The 19,615-nt window shown below is 49.1% G+C and carries 17 protein-coding genes; 2 read left to right on the top strand and 15 right to left on the bottom strand.

The window, feature by feature from the left end:
- Window positions 1–28 precede the first annotated feature (28 nt).
- From rsmD to B5E53_RS05195, 5 genes are all read right to left on the bottom strand, one after another.
- Window positions 29–580, bottom strand: coding sequence for a 16S rRNA (guanine(966)-N(2))-methyltransferase RsmD (gene rsmD / locus B5E53_RS05175; protein WP_087312976.1), 552 nt, complete (start codon window positions 578–580; stop codon window positions 29–31).
- A gap of 122 nt (window positions 581–702) precedes the next feature.
- Complete coding sequence (locus tag B5E53_RS05180; protein WP_162611794.1) at window positions 703–1,425, bottom strand: tyrosine-protein phosphatase; 723 nt, start codon at window positions 1,423–1,425, stop codon at window positions 703–705.
- A gap of 91 nt (window positions 1,426–1,516) precedes the next feature.
- Entirely contained in the window at window positions 1,517–3,538 is a 2,022-nt protein-coding gene (recG, locus tag B5E53_RS05185; RefSeq protein ID WP_087312978.1) for an ATP-dependent DNA helicase RecG, read from the bottom strand.
- A gap of 73 nt (window positions 3,539–3,611) precedes the next feature.
- Window positions 3,612–5,303 (bottom strand): DAK2 domain-containing protein, encoded by a 1,692-nt coding sequence (locus tag B5E53_RS05190; protein WP_087312979.1) that lies wholly within the window; start codon window positions 5,301–5,303, stop codon window positions 3,612–3,614.
- 58 nt (window positions 5,304–5,361) lie between these two features.
- Complete coding sequence (locus B5E53_RS05195) at window positions 5,362–5,718, bottom strand: Asp23/Gls24 family envelope stress response protein (RefSeq protein ID WP_087312980.1); 357 nt, start codon at window positions 5,716–5,718, stop codon at window positions 5,362–5,364.
- Between the two features lie 187 nt (window positions 5,719–5,905).
- On the opposite strand from B5E53_RS05195, the gene B5E53_RS19100 reads away from it, so the two are divergent.
- Window positions 5,906–6,049 carry a hypothetical protein gene (locus B5E53_RS19100; protein WP_162611795.1) on the top strand — a complete coding sequence of 48 codons (144 nt, stop codon included), beginning with the start codon at window positions 5,906–5,908 and terminating at the stop codon, window positions 6,047–6,049.
- Window positions 6,050–6,299: 250 nt separating this feature from the next.
- Here B5E53_RS19100 and rpmB read toward each other — a convergent pair whose 3' ends face one another.
- From rpmB to B5E53_RS05250, 10 genes are all read right to left on the bottom strand, one after another.
- Window positions 6,300–6,485 (bottom strand): 50S ribosomal protein L28, encoded by a 186-nt coding sequence (rpmB, locus tag B5E53_RS05205; RefSeq protein ID WP_087276298.1) that lies wholly within the window; start codon window positions 6,483–6,485, stop codon window positions 6,300–6,302.
- 156 nt (window positions 6,486–6,641) lie between these two features.
- Window positions 6,642–7,937: a phosphopyruvate hydratase gene (gene eno, locus B5E53_RS05210; RefSeq protein WP_087313046.1), complete on the bottom strand. Its 1,296-nt coding sequence runs from the start codon at window positions 7,935–7,937 to the stop codon at window positions 6,642–6,644.
- Window positions 7,938–8,298: 361 nt separating this feature from the next.
- Window positions 8,299–8,718 carry a GerW family sporulation protein gene (locus B5E53_RS05215; protein WP_087312982.1) on the bottom strand — a complete coding sequence of 140 codons (420 nt, stop codon included), beginning with the start codon at window positions 8,716–8,718 and terminating at the stop codon, window positions 8,299–8,301.
- A gap of 39 nt (window positions 8,719–8,757) precedes the next feature.
- The gene (locus B5E53_RS05220) at window positions 8,758–9,672 is read right to left on the bottom strand and encodes a DUF2953 domain-containing protein (RefSeq protein ID WP_087312983.1); all 915 of its coding nucleotides are present in this window, start codon (window positions 9,670–9,672) and stop codon (window positions 8,758–8,760) included.
- An 18-nt stretch (window positions 9,673–9,690) separates the two neighbouring features.
- Window positions 9,691–10,008, bottom strand: coding sequence for a hypothetical protein (locus B5E53_RS05225; protein ID WP_087312984.1), 318 nt, complete (start codon window positions 10,006–10,008; stop codon window positions 9,691–9,693).
- 144 nt (window positions 10,009–10,152) lie between these two features.
- Window positions 10,153–11,580, bottom strand: a complete 1,428-nt coding sequence (gene pyk / locus B5E53_RS05230) for a pyruvate kinase (RefSeq protein ID WP_087312985.1) — start codon at window positions 11,578–11,580, stop codon at window positions 10,153–10,155.
- 49 nt (window positions 11,581–11,629) lie between these two features.
- Window positions 11,630–12,445 (bottom strand): hypothetical protein, encoded by an 816-nt coding sequence (locus B5E53_RS05235; protein WP_087312986.1) that lies wholly within the window; start codon window positions 12,443–12,445, stop codon window positions 11,630–11,632.
- Between the two features lie 97 nt (window positions 12,446–12,542).
- Window positions 12,543–13,481 carry a magnesium transporter CorA family protein gene (locus tag B5E53_RS05240; protein WP_087312987.1) on the bottom strand — a complete coding sequence of 313 codons (939 nt, stop codon included), beginning with the start codon at window positions 13,479–13,481 and terminating at the stop codon, window positions 12,543–12,545.
- A 345-nt stretch (window positions 13,482–13,826) separates the two neighbouring features.
- Window positions 13,827–14,495, bottom strand: a complete 669-nt coding sequence (rbr, locus tag B5E53_RS05245; protein WP_087312988.1) for a rubrerythrin — start codon at window positions 14,493–14,495, stop codon at window positions 13,827–13,829.
- A gap of 201 nt (window positions 14,496–14,696) precedes the next feature.
- On the bottom strand, window positions 14,697–15,050 hold the full coding sequence (locus B5E53_RS05250; RefSeq protein ID WP_162611796.1) for a LysM domain-containing protein: 354 nt from the start codon (window positions 15,048–15,050) through the stop codon (window positions 14,697–14,699).
- A 285-nt stretch (window positions 15,051–15,335) separates the two neighbouring features.
- On the opposite strand from B5E53_RS05250, the gene B5E53_RS05255 reads away from it, so the two are divergent.
- Window positions 15,336–19,598 (top strand): 2-hydroxyacyl-CoA dehydratase, encoded by a 4,263-nt coding sequence (locus B5E53_RS05255; RefSeq protein WP_087312990.1) that lies wholly within the window; start codon window positions 15,336–15,338, stop codon window positions 19,596–19,598.
- The last annotated feature ends 17 nt before the right edge of the window (window positions 19,599–19,615 follow it).

Below are 19,615 nucleotides of genomic sequence, written 5' to 3' on the forward strand. Positions count from 1 at the left end.
TACCTTTCTCTTATGATGATATACAGAACTATTTTCCGATGAAAATGTGCTGATTCGTCTTGTATTTTTTCTGTTTGATCATGTGAAATTCCGTCTTGTCCAGATAAGAAAAATCTGTCTCCAGATCCGCTTCCACAATAATTCTCGTCTCAGCGTCACACAGAGACGACTTCTCAAGGAAAAGCAGCACTTCTTTCTCGAGAAGCTTCCCATAAGGAGGGTCCATAAAAATGAACGAAAATGCCCGGCCTTCTCTGTCAAGGCGCTTCAGTGCGTACATAACATTTTCTTCCATCAAAACAGCCCGTTCCGCCAGATGGGTATGTGCCAGATTCTCCCGGATACAGGCGGCAGCCCTGCGGTTATTCTCCACAAAAACGGCTTCCTCAGCCCCCCGGCTCAGCGCTTCAATGCCGATGGCTCCGCTTCCGCTGAACAGATCCAGGAAACGGCTGCCCTCCACATCATAGGACAGCATGTTAAACAGCGTCTCCTTGATGCGGTCCGTCGTCGGCCTGGTATTCATTCCTTCTATCGTTTTTAATTTCAAATGTCTTGCCGTGCCGGCTATTACTCTCATCGGTTCCTACTTCCTATCGGTTTTTTCTGTTTTTATAATTGTGCCAATTGTTTAATCATTACCTTTATTTTATAATATCCTTCTCTTTTGTCAAGGAAAACAGGCGCTAAACCGCGTCTTTTCTAAAGAACAAGCTTTCTCCGGATCTTCCGGATCTCCTTTTTCCTGAGCCCCGCTTCCAGAAGATAATTCCTGAAACTGCCATACTCTGTGATCACATGATCATAAGCCGCCTCAATCCATTCCGGCTTTGAGTATTCCAGCTCTTCGAGGCCGTCATGAATCCGCAGCTCCACATGATCTTTCAAATATGTATGGGATACCTGATAATTGGCAATGATGTCTTCCTTTGACACGCCGCAGATACCAAGAAGCAGCATGGCCAGAATGCCTGTGCGGTCCTTTCCCGCCTGACAGTGAAACAACACACAGCCTTCCTCATGGGCCAGGATAAAACGAAACAGCTGGACCACCATATCTTTGTATTCCACCAGATTGATATAAAACACTTCCGGTTTAAATCCCTCTTCCTTCACCGCGCGCATGTCAAGAACGGTGTCCGTGATAAACGGAAGATTAATGTAGGTCACCTCCGGATGTTCCCGGAAAGGATTCGGATAAATGAGCGTTTCTTCTCTTCCCCTCAGGTCAATGACCGCCCGCAGCCCGTAATTCAGAAGAAAATTCTTATCTTCTTCTGTGATATCGGTCAGATTATCCGTCCTCAGAAACTGATGATACTTTGTGACAGAGCCTTTTCTCGCGGCGTAACCGCCCAGCTCTCTCACATTATATGCCTTCTCCATAGGCAGCCTGTTATAATTCAAAAGTGCATTTCTCTTCATATCTGCTGTCTCCTCTTGTATTTTCTCTTCCGGCAGACTGCCGTACATACCGGCAGACGCCGCTGCTTCTCTCTGCTGTCTCCGGATATATTTATAAATTTCTTGCGTAATTTAACGCTTCATCCAAAGAGTACTGATGCAGTTTTCTAAAATTATACCCCTCCGCTTTCAAAAAGTCGACGGCTTCCGCAGCGGTTTTCAAAATATCCGCGTTCTCATAAATATCTCCCAGAGCAAAATTCATGGTGCCGCTCTGCCGGGTACCGAAAAATTCTCCCGGCCCCCGCAGCTTCAGATCCTCGTTGGCAATGTAAAAACCATCATTGGATTTTCCCACCACCGAGAGACGTTCCAGGGCTTCCTGCTGCTCTGAACCGGATATAAAAATGCAGTAAGACTGTTCTTTGCCACGGCCCACACGTCCCCGCAGCTGATGAAGCTGAGAAAGACCGAACCGCTCCGCATTTTCTATGAGCATCACAGTGGCGTTGGGCACGTCTATTCCCACTTCCACCACAGTGGTGGAAACGAGAACCTGTATCTTTCCGCTGGCAAACTGCTCCATGATCTCATTTTTTTCAGCCGGACTCATTTTTCCGTTGAGCGCCTCCACACGGATGGACGGCGGCAGCGCCTGGGCGAGCATTCCCGCATAGGAAGTGACATTTTCCACGTCCAGGGTCTCGCTTTCCTCGATCATCGGACAGATGACATAAGCCTGCCTGCCCAATGCCACCTGTTTTTGAATAAAATTCCACGCCGCCGGACGGGCAGTCTGTTTCACCACGCAGTTCTTGATGGGCAGCCTTGACGCCGGCAGTTCATTCATCACGCTGATATCCAGATCCCGGTACAAGATCATGGCGAGGGTTCTGGGAATCGGCGTCGCGCTCATGACCAGCACATGGGGTTCCATCCCCTTGTGCATCAGAGCATCTCTCTGTTTGACACCAAACCGGTGCTGTTCGTCTGTCACCGCCAGCGCCAGATTCTTAAAAACCACATCTTCCTGGATGATAGCGTGAGTTCCGATGACAATATCAACCTCGCCGCTCTCACAAAGTCTCTTGACGGCTTTTTTCTCCGACGCTTTCTGAGAGCCGGTCAGAAGTCCGATCCGTACACCCCTTGGCGCAAGCATGTTCCGGAAGGACTCATAATGCTGCAGCGCCAGCACCTCCGTCGGCGCCATGAGTGCCCCCTGGTATCCGTTTTTTACCACAGCGTAGAGAGCCGTCATAGCCACAATGGTCTTTCCTGAACCCACGTCTCCCTGGACCAGACGGTTCATGGCACTGGTTCCCGCCATATCTTTGCGGATATCCTCCAGAGTCTCCTTCTGCGCTCCGGTCAGCGCATACGGCAGCGAATCCACGAAATTCCGGACCTCCTCTCCCATGGTGATGACATAATGATTCAAGGTCTTATGTTCCTTTTCCTGCAAAAGCTCCAGGGCGCTGAAAAACCGGAAGAACTCGTCAAAAATGATCCGTCGCCGGGCTTCCGTCAGCGGTTTCGTCCCCGATGGAAAATGAATCTCCCTGAGAGCGGTATCTTCTTCCGCCAGTCCGTAATACTTCCGGACATTTTCCGGAAGAAATTCTTCCGCCCGGTACATATCAAAAGCGGCAGTCTGCGCTTTTCGCAGAGTCTTATTGGACAATCCTGCGGTCAGGGGATATACCGGCTGGAACGTCTCCATCATCTCCCGGTATTTTTCCCTGGAACAGTACTCCGGATGTTCCAGCATCACCCGGCCGTTTTTATAAACCGGCGTTCCTGTAAAAACATATCTCTGTCCCTGTTTCAGAGTTCTGTGCAGATACGGCATATTAAACCACCGCAGAAAAATCTGTCCGCTTTCATCGGCGGCCAGGCAGGTACAGATCTTCAGCCTTCCCGCCGACTTCAGATGGACCGGCGAAGCGATCTCGCAAAAAATAGAACACCTCACTCCGGTTTTTACCTCACTGACAGAAACCGGCTCCGGGTAGGCCATATAACATCTCGGATAATGATGCACCAGATCCTCCACCGTCTCAATATGAAGCCGTTTCAGAAGTTTTTCTGTCTTTTCTCCGATTCCTTTTATGTCTCGTACTGAAACTCCCATTGTATTCTCCTCACAAAGTAAAAGGGAAAGCCGGCCTATGTCCAAGCTTTCCCCGCAGTTCGTATCCGTTTATTTATTCCACAGATACCATGTAATAATAAATCGGCTGTCCGCCAAAGTTTGTCTCAATCTCCACATCCGGGAACATCTCTTCCACCTTCGCCGCAAGCTCCGCCGCCTGCTCCTGTGTGACGCTGTCGCCATAGTACAGAGAAATCAGTTCCGAATCCCCATCCACCATATGAGACAGAAGATCCAGGGTCGTCTGTGCCACATCCGTACCCACAGCCTGGATGCCGTCATCATCAATTCCCATGATATCTCCGTTCCGGATCGTCTTTCCGTTAATGGACGTATCACGGACTGCATAGGTCACCTGTCCGCTCAGAATATTCTGATAACATTCCGTCATACCTTCTTTGTTCTCTTCCACATCCATCTCCGGCATGTATCCCACCATGGCGGAAATGCCCTGCGGAATCGTCTTTGTCGGCAGAACGATGATATTTTTATCTCCGGTCAGCTTCGCTGCCTGCTCTGCCGCCAGGATGATATTTTTATTATTTGGAAGAATAAAGATATTCTCCGCATTAACCTGCTCAATGGCTTCCAGCATGTCTTCCGTGCTCGGATTCATGGTCTGTCCGCCCTCGATCAGATAATCCACGCCGAGATCTTTAAAAATCTCGCTGAGTCCGTCTCCGATGGAAACGGCGATGAATCCTATCTTCTTCGGTGGTTCCTTGGTCTGCTGTGCGGCCAGAGCCTCCTCTTCTCTCTGACGGGCGGCTACCTTCTCCGCATCCTTTATGAGTTTTTCCTCATGCTCCAGACGCATGTTGTCCACCTTCATATTAGAAAGAGGGCCATAGGTGAGCGCTTTCTCAAAGGCCTGTCCCGGATGATTGGTGTGCACGTGTACCTTGCAGATATCATCATCAGCCACCAGCACCAGGGAATCTCCAATGCTCAGAAAATATTCTTTCAGTTCTTTTTCTTCTTCCGCAGAAAGCGGCTGGTTCAGCATGATGATAAACTCTGTACAGTAACCAAACTTAATATCCGCCGGCGGCACGTACTCTCCGCCTTTGGCCGGCGCTGACGGTTCAGAAACCGCGCGGCCCTCCGGAATCACGACATCTGTCACCTTTCCGGTCAGCGCATCGAGAACTCCCTGCAGAACTTCCATCAGTCCCTGACCACCGGAATCCACTACGCCGGCTTCTTTCAGGACCGGAAGCATTTCCGGCGTCCTGGCCAGCACTTCATACCCGTAGGAAATAATTTCCTCACAATAAGGAATCAACTCCAAATCCGTCTCTGACAGCTCAGACGCCTTCTCCGCCATACCTCTCGCCACCGTCAGGATGGTTCCTTCTTTCGGCTTCATAACCGCCTTGTAGGCCGTCTCCACAGCCCGGTTAAAACCGGCGGCAATCTCTTCTTTTCCGAGGCTGTCCGCCTTGGAAACCGATTTGGTAAATCCGCGGAACAACTGAGAAAGAATCACGCCGGAGTTACCTCTGGCACCCCGCAGAGAACCTCCGCTGATCGCTTTGCAGAGGGTGGATATGGTCGGCTGTGACAGCTTCTCCACCTCTCTGGCTGCTGACAGAATCGTCAGAGACATATTGGTGCCCGTATCCCCGTCCGGAACCGGAAACACATTTAACTCATTAATATATTCCTTCTGCTCGTTAATGCGGTTTGCACCGGCTAAAAATAATTTCTGAAATGCTTTTGCATCTATGGTCTGTGTACCCACAACAGCTCCTCCTTAAACACATCGATAGTCAAATATAGATTCGTCCGTCTCTCTATTCTCAGTCGACAATGCGGACGCCCTCCACATATATATTGATCTTCTCCACAGTCATATCCGTGAACTTCTCTACTCTGTATTTCACACTCTGAATCAGATTCTCCGTCACCGTCGCGATGGAAACACCGTAGACCACAATGATATGAAAATCAATAGAAATCTTGTTATCCTGCAGCTTCACCTTGACGCCCTTGGTGAGATTATCTCTTTTCAGAAGCCTTACCAGACCATCCTTCATGTTGACGGAGGCCATACCCACGATGCCAAAACATTCCAGTGCGTTCATACCGGCATACTTTGCGATAACTTCTTCATCTATTACAACCTGACCTAAATCTGTCTGCATCTGACCTTTCATAGAAAATACCTCCATTTTTTTGCGCGAAGGCGCATCTTTGGATATAGTATACCCTCTTTCTCAAAAAAAAGAAACTGTAAAATACATTCTGTTCTCATGAAAAACATGAAAAAAATACGGATATGACAGCACATCCGGCGGCAGCTCTGCATATTCTGTATAGAAGAAAACCATGTGGGGAGATGCCATGAAAAAAGTATGTGGATTCGGTCTGCTCTGTTTCTCCCTGGGATTATTTTTAAGCTGTTTTCTTTCCGGTTTTGCCATAAAATTCATTCTTCTTCTCTCCGGCGCCGTCATCGGATATCTGCTGTTTCACGATCATTTCTAGCGACATCTTCCTGTCCGCCGCAGTGCGATCCTCGCAGAACGTTCTTTATTTCATAGGAATGCAGTTTCCTGTGAAATGAAAAAAGAGGCCGCCGCAAAAGCCACTTACTGTACGGAATATCGTATATTCCTGTAAAAATACACGATATTCTGTACAGACAGCATGCTTTGCAGCAGCCTCATAATCTCACATCCGTATACTTGCAATATGCAATATGTCAAGCATTCTTCATATAACGGTAAAGGAGAAACTAAGCACGTTCTACTTTGCCGGATCTTAAACAGGAAGTACAAACGTACATCTTCTTTGCAGCTCCGTTTACTTTCACTTTTACAGACTTGATGTTGGATTTCCACATTTTGTTAGATCTTCTATGAGAATGACTCACTTTGATACCGAAATGAGCACCTTTGTCACAAATAGCGCATCTAGCCATGATAGCACCTCCTTGCGTATATACTTAAGCCTGACAGACTTACAACGAGTCTATACTATCAGAAACGGGCTCAAAAAGCAAGAGAAATTTTAAAAAATTTCTCCTGCTCTTTTCTCCGGCTTCACACACCAGACTTTTTCATGCTTTCTGAATCTGTTATCTGTGAATATGGAAGGCTCCTTTGCCCGGATAGACGGCGGAAGCTCCCAGCTCTTCCTCTATGCGCAGAAGCTGATTGTATTTTGCCACTCTCTCGCTTCTGCTCGGAGCACCCGTCTTAATCTGGCAGGTATTGAGCGCCACTGCCAGATCTGCGATGGTAGTATCTTCCGTCTCCCCGGAACGATGAGAAGTCACCGCGGTATAACCGGCATTGTGGGCCATCTTGATAGCTTCCAGAGTCTCGGAAACAGAACCGATCTGATTTAATTTGATCAGGATGGAATTTCCGCAGCCCATGGAGATTCCTTTGGAGAGCCGTTCTGTATTGGTCACGAACAGGTCGTCTCCCACCAGCTGTACACGGCCGCCCAGCTCTTTTGTCAGCTGCTGCCAGCCTTCCCAGTCTTCTTCATCCAGCCCGTCTTCGATGGAATAAATCGGATATTTCTCCACCAGCGCCTTCCAGTGATCGATCAGCTCCGCGGAGGTAAACTTCTTGCCGCTTTTCGGAAGAATGTATTCTCCCTTCACGCTTCCCTTCCATTCGCTGGACGCTGCATCCATGGCAAGAACGAAATCTTCTCCCGGCATATAGCCAGCCTGTCTTACGGCTTCCAGAATGGTCTCGATAGCCTCCTCGTCGCTGGCAAGATCCGGAGCGAATCCGCCTTCATCACCGACCGACGTGGCAAGTCCCCTGCCCTTTAAGATTGCCGCCAGCGCATGGAACACTTCTGTACACCAGCGGAGTCCTTCCCGGAAAGACGGCGCTCCCACCGGCATGATCATAAACTCCTGTACGTCCACGGTATTGGCCGCATGGGCGCCGCCGTTTAAGATATTCATCATCGGCACAGGCAGCCGGTTGGCATTCACCCCTCCCAGAAAACGATATAAAGGAATATGTAACGCTTCTGCCGCCGCTCTTGCCGCCGCGATGGATACCGCCAGGATCGCATTGGCTCCCAGACCGGACTTATCTTTTGTCCCGTCGGCCTTTTTCATGGCGCCGTCCACCGCATAGATATCAGAAGCATCCATGCCCACAAGGGCCTGCGCGATTGTCGTATTGATATTCTCCACCGCTCTGGATACTCCCTTTCCTCCAAATCGTTCTTTATCTCCATCACGAAGTTCCAACGCTTCAAATTCACCGGTGGATGCGCCGCTCGGTGCCGCTCCTCTGCCGATGGTTCCGTCCGCCAGCCATACTTCCGCTTCCACGGTCGGATTGCCTCTGGAATCAATGATTTCTCTTCCGATTACTTTTTCAATCTCTAAATATGCCATAATTCTCCCTAAATCCTTTCCCATGGGTTCCTTCTGCCCCCTCTTTGTGCTCCCTGTGAGACAGAAGGAGTAACCATGATTCTTTCACAAAGTTAGTATATACTAACCATCATTAGAGTATCACAACACCAGACCGGAAGTCAAGCATAAAATGCAGAGTGACAAGAATTGGAAGTAACTTCTTTACAAATAAAAAGGCTGCCGCAAAGCACCCGCTTTTGTACCAGACAGAACCTGCCCGCTTTTACATCCGCGGAATATTTCTTTCGTACAAAATAGTTCTTTTACAGCAACCCTCATCCTCTCAATGTCTCATTGAAAAGATCGCTTCTTCAATATTTTTACAGTTTTGATCCTTTGTTCAGATATCTTCTCTCACAGAATCGCCCTTTGCTTTTTCATCCACTGCTTCCTTGACGATCGGATCTTCCTCTTTTCCGTCGCCTTTGATCAGGGAGGAAACCTTGTTTACCGCTTCCGGAACCATATCAAGCACTTTTGTGATGGCATCCTGATTACGCACATTGACAAGTTTGGTCTGTCCATTCTGTATCACGAGAATGGCGCTGGGAGACATCTTGCCGCCGATACCGCCGGCGCCGTTATTGGAATGCTCTTTGCTGAATGCGCCCGCTCCCATGCCGAAGGACACATCGACCAGAGGCAGAATGATGGTATCTCCGATCACCTGCGGCTCACCGACCACAGTTTTCGTGGAAATCACATGATCAAGCCCCTGAAATAATGAATGCACTGTCTGCTCAAAATTGTTGTTTGCCATAATTTCCTCCTTGTTCTGTTATCCTGTATGATTGTATGGTTAAAGCATCTTCTTAATAAGGTTCCGCACATCCCGGTTCATCAGTGCGGTGATCCCTATATATAGGAAAAATCCGGGATGAATCCTTCCCCTTCCGCGGCAGTCCGCCGCAAAACACTGTCTCTGAAAATTCGGTTCCAGCGAAAAACTCTTCTGATACTTCGGATAAAAAAGTGCTGCCACTCCTGTGACCATGCCCGTCACTGCCGGATCATCAAAACCAAAACGGATATATCCCCGCAGCTTTCGCGGCAGGACATGCTTCAGTATCTTTATTATAGTGGTCTTTGCGAAATCCAGCAATTGTTTTCCGTTATATTCTTTCCATGCGGCCTTCAGAGTCTCTATTTTTTTCCTGAGAAAAGCAATCCGGCCTTCCCGGCGCTTTTTCTTCGGTTTCACAGAGGCCTTCCGCTTCTTTCCGGCGTCTTTATGCTCCATGTCCGTCTTTTTCTCATCAGGCTTTTTCGTCACAACATCTGTTTCTTTTGTCTCCTGTACCAAAACCTCTCCTGCCGGTTCTGCTTTGCTTTCCGGGCGGTTTTCCGTTTCTGAACCCGTTTCCGGCTGATTCTTTTCTTTCTGCTTTTGTTTTTCTTTTTGTCGCTTCTTCTTTTTTTGTTTTCGTTCTTTCTTTTTCCGCTTTCTCTCCAGAAATTCTTCCTGATTGCCAAAAATCTGATGTCCGAAGATCCTCACCCGGTAATCGAACATTTTATCTATGTAACTGGCTTTCAGGTAAAAGATACAGAAAAGCCATGTTACTTTGATCTGCCCTCCGGGAGGTGTGTCCTCATCCATACGAAACCGGAAGGAATACCGGATTGGCGCCGCCAGAACGAGAACGATCAGACCAACCGCCAAAGCCAGAAGAATTCCTATGATCTTCAGCAGAACAAGCAATACATATAACAAATTCTTCCTCCCATGCTTTTATATCGTTTCCAGATACTGTTTCATATTTAAAATATCACCTTTATTATACCCTTCCTGCACAAGATTTAAAACAATCTTTCCTGCCTCTTCTCTGGAACCTGCCAGCCCCAGAATCTTCAGATCACTTTCCAGATAGGCGGCATGTCTCATTTCCAGTCCGCTTAAAATATACATCAGATTATCATTTTCCATTGCCGTGGTGACGGCATACCACACCGGATATCCGCAGGGTTCTTTCTTGCGGATGGACTTGAGAATGTCATCGGCCCGCCAGGCGATGTTCTCACCGATTATAATATTTTCCGAGATCGTCACGGATATCCTCCCCTTTTATTCTTTCTGTCATCGCTCCTCTTCGTGGGAAACGCTTTCTGTGCTGCAATATCCCGGCCCGGGATCCGCCCGGATGCCAGACCTCTCTTTTATTTAAACTTTCTTTCCTGTCAGACTCCTTTTGTGTCAGGATTCTCCCATGCGGAAGACCCGTATCATGTTGGTGGTGTAAGGATTACTCTCCTTCGCGGCAATGCCGGCGGTCATAATGCACACATCGCCGTCCCCGACAAAAGACTTCCGGCCGGTTTTCTCCACGGCGGAGAGAATCAGATCATCGGTGGTGGTGATTTCCCGAATCTTCACCGGATACACGCCCCAGTATAACTCCATCCGTCGCAGCACCCAGTCATTGGGCGTCACGCCGGCGATCACACAGGGCGGACGGAACTTGGAAAGATATCTGGCTGTTGTCCCGGTCATGGTCGCCGCGATAATACAGGAAGCGTCCAGCTCCTCGGCCGCCTGCACAGACATGTGGGCGATGGTGCTTGATATGGTCACCCGGGACTTGATGTCCCTCTGCTGCTCCAGCAAAGGCCCCTGGAGATGCTGTTCCGTCTCCTCGGCAATCTTCGCCATCATATTCACCGACTCCACCGGGAACTTTCCCGCTGCAGACTCGCCGGAGAGCATCACCGCATCGGTGCCGTCATAGATGGCGTTGGCCACATCGGCCGCCTCCGCCCGGGTCGGACGGGGATTACGCATCATGGAATCCAGCATCTGCGTGGCTGTGATCACCGGCTTCATCTTAAAGTTACATTTCTCAATAATCTTCTTCTGGAGGTACGGAACCTCCTCCGCCGGGATCTCCACTCCCAGGTCGCCCCGGGCGATCATGATCCCATCGGCGGCGTCTATGATCTCATCGATATTCTCGATGCCCTCTTCATTCTCGATCTTTGCGATGATGAAGATATTTTTCCCGGCACTGTCACAGATGGCACGGATGCGCTCGATGGCCTCCCGGCTTCTGACAAAGGAAGCCGCAATGAAATCAATGCCTTCCTCAAGACCAAAACGGATATCTTCCTCGTCTCTCTCTGTGATGGCCGGCAGATTTACCTTCACCCCGGGTACATTGACTCCTTTGTTGGATTTCAGTTCTCCACCGTTTAACACCCGGCACAAAAGATCCTCCGCTCCGATCTCCACCACCTGCAGACGGAGAATACCATCATCAATAAGAAGCAGTGTTCCCTCCCGGACTTCTCCGGGCAGCGGACGATAACTGACAGAAAAACACTCTGCCGTCCCCACTCTCTCATCGGTGGTAACCCGCACCAGAGAGTTCTCCGCCAAAGTGACGGAACCATTCTCCATCTTGCCGGTTCTGATCTCCGGGCCTTTGGTATCCAGAAGGATCCCCACCGGAACGCCCAGCTTCTCTCCCGCCTGCCTTACCATGGCAATCCTTCTGTGATGATCTTCTTTTGTCCCATGAGAAAAATTCAGCCTGGCAATATCCATTCCAGACTGAATCATTGTCATCAATACCGGCTCCACATCCGTTGCCGGCCCCAGCGTGCAGATGATCTTCGTCTTCTTCATAACATGCTCCTTTCCAAAAAAGGCGGAACAAAAAGACGGAAACCACCAGCTATTTCACATGGGTGTGTGTGAACAGGTGCTCGTTACAGTATTCATAATTACCGTTGCACTTCGAGCAGTAACGGAACTCCAGATTCGGGTCGTCAAGCTCTGTCCGGTGGCAGACCGCACACTGATGTCTGGCGCCACCGGCGTTTTTGTTCACCTGTCTCTTATATTTGATCTTCCGGTGTACTTCCTTTGGAGAAACTCTCCGGTAATTTCTCGTGGAGAAATAGAACAGAAGGAAGTTCAGAAGGCTGACTACAATGGCGATCCGTGTGCCGATTCCTCCCTGGATGAAGGAAAACGCCAGTAAAACGACGTCGAGAATCGCCAGCCATTTGACCTTAAGCGGAAGAATTCCGTAAAGATACACCCGCATCTCCGGGAAAATCGCCGCGTAGGCGAGAAACATGGACAGGTTCACATAATACGTGTCCATAAAGATCAGCGGGCTGCGGGTGACCGCGTAAACAAGAAACGCTGACGCAATGGTTCCCAGCACACCGATCAAAACGTACATATTAAACTTGAAAGCTCCCCAGACCTGCACCAGCGACTGGCCGATGGAGTAATAGAACAACAGCACAAACACAAGAAAAATAATATTTGTGTTCGGCGCCGCCGCCAGAAAAGTGACGATCCTCCAGATCTGCCCGTGCAGGATCAGATATGGGTTCAGGCTCAGATACGTATAATATATGGTGCCCTGAGACAACACATCAAGAACCGCTCCCACTGCATAAAGCATGACAATATACAACGGCAAATTGGTTATGGCGTATTTTCCAAATTTTTGTTCCAGCCGATATAACCAGTTCAATAGTAATTCCTCCTCTATTATGCTCTGCTGTTATGATTTTATTCTTAATAGATAATAAGTGTACTGGCACATGTCCGCAAAGCCATGTGCCAGTACACTAACGGAAGCTCTTTGTTCTTCCAATAATAATACCTGCAACCAGGGTCAATACCAGTGACAGCCCACAGATGATCCAGAATCCCATTGGATGAGAGGAAAACGGAATCCCTCCCACATTCATGCCGAAGGCACTGGTGATAATGGTCGGTATGGTCAGCACGATGGTAATGACGGATAAAAACTTCATGACAATGTTCAGATTGTTGGAAATCACAGAAGCAAAGGCATCCATCATTCCCGTCATGATGTCGCTGTAAATCTTCGCCATCTCAATGGCCTGCTTGTTCTCAATGATAACGTCTTCCAGAAGCTCCTCATCATCCTCATATCGTGGGATGGAGGTATTGCGCATCAGCTTCTCCAGCACCATCTCATTGCCCCGCAGGGAAGTAGAAAGATAAATCAGGCTCTTCTCCAGTTCCAGCATCTCGATAATCTCCTGATTTCTCTGGGAAATGTGAAGACGTTTCTCCACCTCATCGCTCTTCTTATCGATGATACGCAAAAACTGCAGAAACATGGCCGCATTGCGGTACAGCATCTGATACAGAAACCGGGTTCTCTTCTGCGTCTTGAAATTCCGCATCCGTCCGTCCATAAACACAGCCAGAATCGGCGTGTCCACCAGGCAGACCGTAATGATGTTCTCCTCTGTGATGTAAATACCGAACGGAATCGTATAGAAATACTCTTTTCCCTGTCTCTCCTCGGTGGTCGGAATATCGAGAATAATCAATGTGTAGTTCTCTTCCACTTCGATACGCGAGCGCTCTTCTTCATCGAGAGGTCCCTTTAGATCATCCAGATCGATCAGAAACTGTTCTGATATGCTGATCAGTTCCTCCTGGGTCGGATTCGTCATCGCAACCCAGCTTCCTTCCTCTGCCGCAGGAATTTTCTGGACCTTCCCCTCCACTGTCTTAAATATTCTTATCATGAGATTTCCCTCTTTCAGCGTTTGTCTGTTTTACGGCAATACAACAGGAGGCGCCCGTCTGAACTCCTCACATCATGGAAACCGCTGGTATCATTATAAAGAATAAGCTATCCTTTGTCAAACCCAACCCAAAGTTTTTTCCTGTCTTTCTCAATTCCTTTACTTTGGGAGTTTTTAAGGAATTTTCCGGATATTTTCTTCTATATATAAAAAAGAAGGAACCGGTTCCTCCATAACGATGGTTCCGATTCCTTCTATATTATATACGTGATATACTGTCATCTCTTCCGCGTCCCCGACGATGGGTGGCGCGAAGATACATTTCTCTCTGAAAATGTACCGGGATTAGTAATTCTCTTTTCTTACTTCGAAGAAGCTCTGGGAATATTTACATACCGGGCAAACTTCCGGAGCTTTCTTTCCGATTACAAGGTGTCCGCAGATACGGCATTCCCACATGGTCTCTTCTGCCTTCTCAAATACCTTCTGCATCTCAACATTGTTAAGAAGAGCAAGATAACGCTCCTCATGAGCTTTCTCGATGGCTCCTACTTTACGGAAACGTTCTGCCAGATCGTGGAATCCTTCCTCGTCTGCTTCTTTAGCCATACGATCATACATATCTGTCCACTCGTAGTTCTCACCTTCTGCAGCTGCTTTTAAGTTCTCTGCAGTAGTTCCGATATTGCCGAGCTCCTCAAACCATACACGGGCATGTTCCTGCTCGTTGCGGGCTGTTTTTAAGAAAATCTCTGCCAGCTGGTCATATCCTTCGCGGCTTGCTACGTTGGCGAAATATGTGTATTTATTTCTTGCCTGGCTCTCACCGGCAAATGCTTCCATCAGGTTCTTCTCTGTCTTAGTTCCAGCATATGGATTCTTGGATTCTGCCGGAGCTTCCTCCTCAATCTTTTCAAAAACAGAAGCTGGCTGTTTACATAACGGACAGACAAAATCTTCCGGCAGCTCACCTTCATAAATATAACCACATACTGTACAACGATATTTTACCATAGTGTATTCCTCCCTGTTTTCTTTCCACTTCATTCACGATCCGCTTAACAATAATGAGAATCGTTACTGTTATTCTACCACAGGAATTTTACTTGTCAAGTAATTTTTCCTGGTATTTTTTAGAACGGTTTTCCTGTGTGATCTTTTCGGGGAGTCCGAAAGTATATCCCTATTTACGGCACGGCAAAACGCTGCCATATTTTACGCCTTTATTTTATCGGCCGGAACCAGTAAAATGGTTCCCGGACGCAGGGTGAGATTGGAAAGCACCTTATTGACCCTCGCCAGTTCTTCAAAGGACATGGACAGGGTTTTCAGGATATCGCTGACAGTTTCCTTCTGTTTTACCACATACGGGCGAAATCCCATCTGTCCCGATGACGGAGACGCCGGAATACAGATTTCATCTCCCGGCTGCAGATTATATATATCAACAAAGGGATTCAAGTCCAGAAGAACCCGGACCCTCGTGTGATGTTTCTGCGCGATTCCATACAGGGTATCCCCCGGCTCCACCACATGCACCGGACCGGAGCAGTTCGTTTTATTACACATACTCAGATAAATTTTTTTATTCAAGGCTGTTCCCTCCATCTTTCTCTACAATTACAGTATGATGCGGGGCTGATGTTTGTCACAGCGTATTTTTTTCGAATTGTGTTGTATTTTAAAAAAACTTCGTTTATAATAGTTGGGACTTTCGATAAAAGTCAAAACTCAGACACATTTTGTTTGATCTGCCGCAGTCCCGCCGTTGACCGGCCGGGAACTTCCCTGAAAAACGGCATAAGAAGCCGCGGCAGGACATAGATTTCGATTTAAAGGAGTTGACAAGGATTAATGGACTATTCATTAGGAATTGATATTGGCTCTACCACTGTAAAAGTCGCTGTCATCGACAGCGGGCATAAAGTTCTCTTTTCTGATTATCAGAGACATTATGCGAATATAAAAGAGACATTGCAGGAACTTCTCACCAAGGCCAGAGCACAGGTCGGCAACGCCACCGTCCATCCAACGGTAACCGGCTCCGGCGGTATGGCAATTTCTGAATATTTACATATTCCTTTCTGCCAGGAAGTTGTCTGCGTGTCCAACGCACTGCAGGATTACGAGCCAAAAACTGACGTCGCCATCGAGCTGGGCGGCGAGGACGCCAAAATCATATATTTCACCAACGGCATCGAACAGCGGATGAACGGCGTATGTGCCGGAGGAACCGGCTCTTTCATCGACCAGATGGCCAGCCTTCTGCAGACAGACGCCTCCGGACTGAACGAATACGCCAAAGGATATGACACGATTTATCCTATTGCCGCCCGCTGCGGCGTTTTTGCCAAGACAGATATCCAGCCTCTGATCAATGAAGGCGCCACCAAAGAGAATCTGGCTGCCTCCATTTTCCAGGCGGTTGTGAACCAGACCATCAGCGGTCTTGCCTGCGGCAAACCTATCAAGGGACACGTGGCCTTTCTGGGCGGACCGCTGCATTTCATGCCGGAACTGAAAAAGGCATTTATCCGTACACTGCATCTGGATGATGAGCATATCATCGACCCGCCGCACTCCCATCTGTTTGCGGCTGTGGGTGCGGCCCTGAACGCCAAACAGTACTGCTCTATGGACTTTGACGAGCTTTTGAGTTATTTCGAATCAGAAATGCACCTGGCTGTCGAGGTAGAACGTCTGGAGCCTCTGTTCAAGGATGAGGCTGAGTACGACGCCTTCATCAAAGAACACAACCGTTTCAATGTCAAAAAAGGCGATCTGTCCACCTATAAGGGCAAATGCTATCTGGGCATTGACGCCGGCTCCACCACCACGAAACTGGCTCTGGTGGGCGAGGACGGCTCCCTTCTGTGGCGGTTCTATGACAACAACAACGGAAGTCCCTTAAAGACCTCCATCCGCGCCATGAAGGAATTAAAAGAACTTCTTCCTAAGACAGCGAAGATTTCCGGCTCCTGTTCCACCGGTTACGGCGAGGCCCTCATCAAGGCGGCTTTCCAGCTGGATCACGGCGAAGTGGAAACTATGGCCCATTATTATGCCGCCGCATTCTTTGAGCCGGATGTGGATTGTATCCTCGATATCGGCGGCCAGGATATGAAATGTATCAAGATCAAGAACAATGCGGTGGACAATGTCATGTTAAACGAGGCCTGCTCCTCCGGCTGCGGTTCTTTCATCGAGACTTTTGCAAAGTCTCTGGATTATTCCGTGGAAGACTTCGCCAAGGTGGCGCTGTTTGCCAAATCTCCGATCGATCTGGGTTCCCGCTGTACTGTGTTCATGAATTCCAAGGTAAAGCAGGCTCAGAAAGAGGGAGCCAGCGTGGGCGATATTTCCGCCGGCCTTGCTTATTCCGTCATCAAAAATGCGATCTTAAAAGTTATCAAACTGACAGATCCGAAACAGCTGGGCAACAAAATTGTCGTGCAGGGCGGTACCTTTTACAATGACGCGGTACTCCGTACTTTCGAGCGGATCTCCGGCTGTCATGCCATCCGTCCGGATATCGCCGGCATCATGGGCGCGTTCGGAGCCGCTTTGATCGCCAGAGACCGGGAAGAAGAGACAGGACCGACAAATATGCTCTCCATCGATGAGATTCTGAAGCTCAATTACGATACGACCATGAGCCGCTGTCCGCACTGTAACAACCATTGTCTTCTGACCATCAATGAGTTTGGCAACGGCCGCAAATTCATCTCCGGAAACCGCTGCGAGCGCGGTCTGGGACTGGAACGCAATCACGAGCATGTGCCGAACCTTTACGATTATAAATACAAACGGATTTTCGGATATAAATCCTTAAAAGAAGAAGAAGCGCCGCGGGGCGTTATCGGTATTCCGCGGGTACTGAACATTTACGAGAACTACCCGTTCTGGCATACCTTCTTCACCCACCTGGGATTCCGGGTGATTCTCTCACCGAAGTCTTCCCGGAAGATTTACGAGCTGGGCATCGAATCCATCCCAAGCGAATCCGAATGTTACCCGGCGAAGATTTCCCACGGCCATGTGATGTGGCTTCTGCAGAAAGGGATCAAGACCATCTGGTATCCCTGCATCCCTTATGAGGAGAACCAGACGCCGGACGCCAATAACCATTATAACTGCCCGATCGTCACTTCCTACGCGGAAAACATCAAAAACAACATGGAAGAACTTCGGGACCCGGATGTCCTCTTCCTGAATCCTTTCCTGGCCCTGGATAACGCGGACGCCCTGAAGGTTCGTCTCATGGAAGAGCTGAGCCAGCATTACGATGTGACCAAAGAAGAGATCTCTGACGCGGTGGACGCCGCATACAAAGAATCCGCACAGGTCCGCCAGGACATCCAGACGAAAGGAGAGGAGACCCTCGCCTATCTGGCTGAAACCGGAAAGATGGGTATCGTCCTCTGCGGACGTCCGTATCACATTGATCCGGAGATCAACCACGGCATTCCGGAACTCATCAATTCTTACGGCATCGCCGTATTAAGCGAGGATTCCATCTGCCATCTGGGTCATGTGGAACGGCCGCTCATCGTATCGGACCAGTGGATGTACCACTCCCGTCTGTACGAGGCCGCCAACTACGCCAAGAAAAACAAACAGCTGGAAGTCATTCAGCTGAACTCCTTCGGCTGCGGTCTGGACGCCGTCACCACCGATGCGGTCAACGACATTCTCTCCAACTCCGGAAGAATCTACACCGTATTGAAGATTGACGAGGTCAACAATCTGGGCGCCGCCCGGATCCGTATCCGTTCCCTGATCGCCGCTGTGCGGATCCGGAACAAACGGCACATCGAGCCGAAGATCGTGCCGGCAAACATTGAAAAAGTAGAATTTACCAAGGAGATGCGCAAGGATTACACCATTCTCGTACCGCAGATGTCGCCGATCCACTTTAACCTGCTGGCGCCGGTCTTCCGGACCTGCGGATACAATGTGGATGTGCTGCCGCAGATGGGCAAAAAAGCTGTGGACGCCGGTCTTAAGTACGTAAATAACGACGCCTGCTACCCTTCTCTGATCGTCGTGGGACAGATCATGACGGCGCTGACTTCCGGCAAATACGACCTGAACAAGACCGCCGTGATCATCTCCCAGACAGGAGGCGGCTGCCGTGCCACCAACTACATCGGATTTATCCGGAGAGCGCTGGCTAAAAACGGTTACGGTCACATCCCGGTCATCAGTATCAGCGTGCAGGGCATTGAGAAGAATGAAGGTTTCAAGATCACACCTCCTCTCCTGATCCGCATGCTTCAGGCGGTTATCTACGGCGACCTGTTCATGCGCGTGCTGTACCGGGTACGTCCGTATGAAAAGGTGAAAGGTTCCGCCAACCATCTCCATGAGGTATGGGAGAAACGTTGTATCAAATCTCTGGAGAAAGCCCATTATGGCGAATTCAAGAGAAATGTAAGACAGATCATCCGCGATTTCGACACCCTGCCGATCACCGATGAACGGAAACCGAGAGTCGGCATCGTGGGCGAGATCCTGGTGAAGTTCCTTCCGGATGCCAACAACCATCTGGTGGATCTGCTGGAATCCGAGGGTGCTGAAGCTGTCATGCCGGACCTGCTGGATTTCATGTTCTACAGTTTATATAACGCGAACTTTAAATCCGAGTATCTGGGTAAATCTTCCTGGACAGCGAAACTGTGCAACATCGGTATCCAGGCCATCGAACTGTACCGGGGATTCCTGCGGAAAGAGCTTGAAAAGAGCAGCCGTTTTGATCCGCCGCCGCACATCAAAGACCTGGCAAGATACGCTTCCCCGATCGTATCTCTGGGTAATCAGACCGGCGAAGGCTGGTTCCTCACCGGCGAGATGATCGAGCTGATCGAGGGCGGCGCGCCGAATATCGTCTGCACCCAGCCGTTTGCCTGCCTGCCAAACCACGTGGTCGGCAAGGGCGTTATCAAAGAACTCCGGAGAAAGTATCCGCAGTCCAACATCGTCGCCATCGACTATGACCCGGGTGCCAGCGAGGTCAATCAGGTAAACCGTATCAAGCTGATGCTTGCCACCGCCCAGAAGAATCTGGAGAAAGAACTGGAAAAAGAAAACGCAGCTAAAAAACAGGCCGCCAATTAACCGGCTGCCTGTCCTAA

Origin of the sequence: Eubacterium sp. An11 (assembly GCF_002161065.1) — a bacterium.
Classification (GTDB): Bacteria; Bacillota; Clostridia; order Lachnospirales; family Lachnospiraceae; genus Anaerobutyricum; species Anaerobutyricum faecale.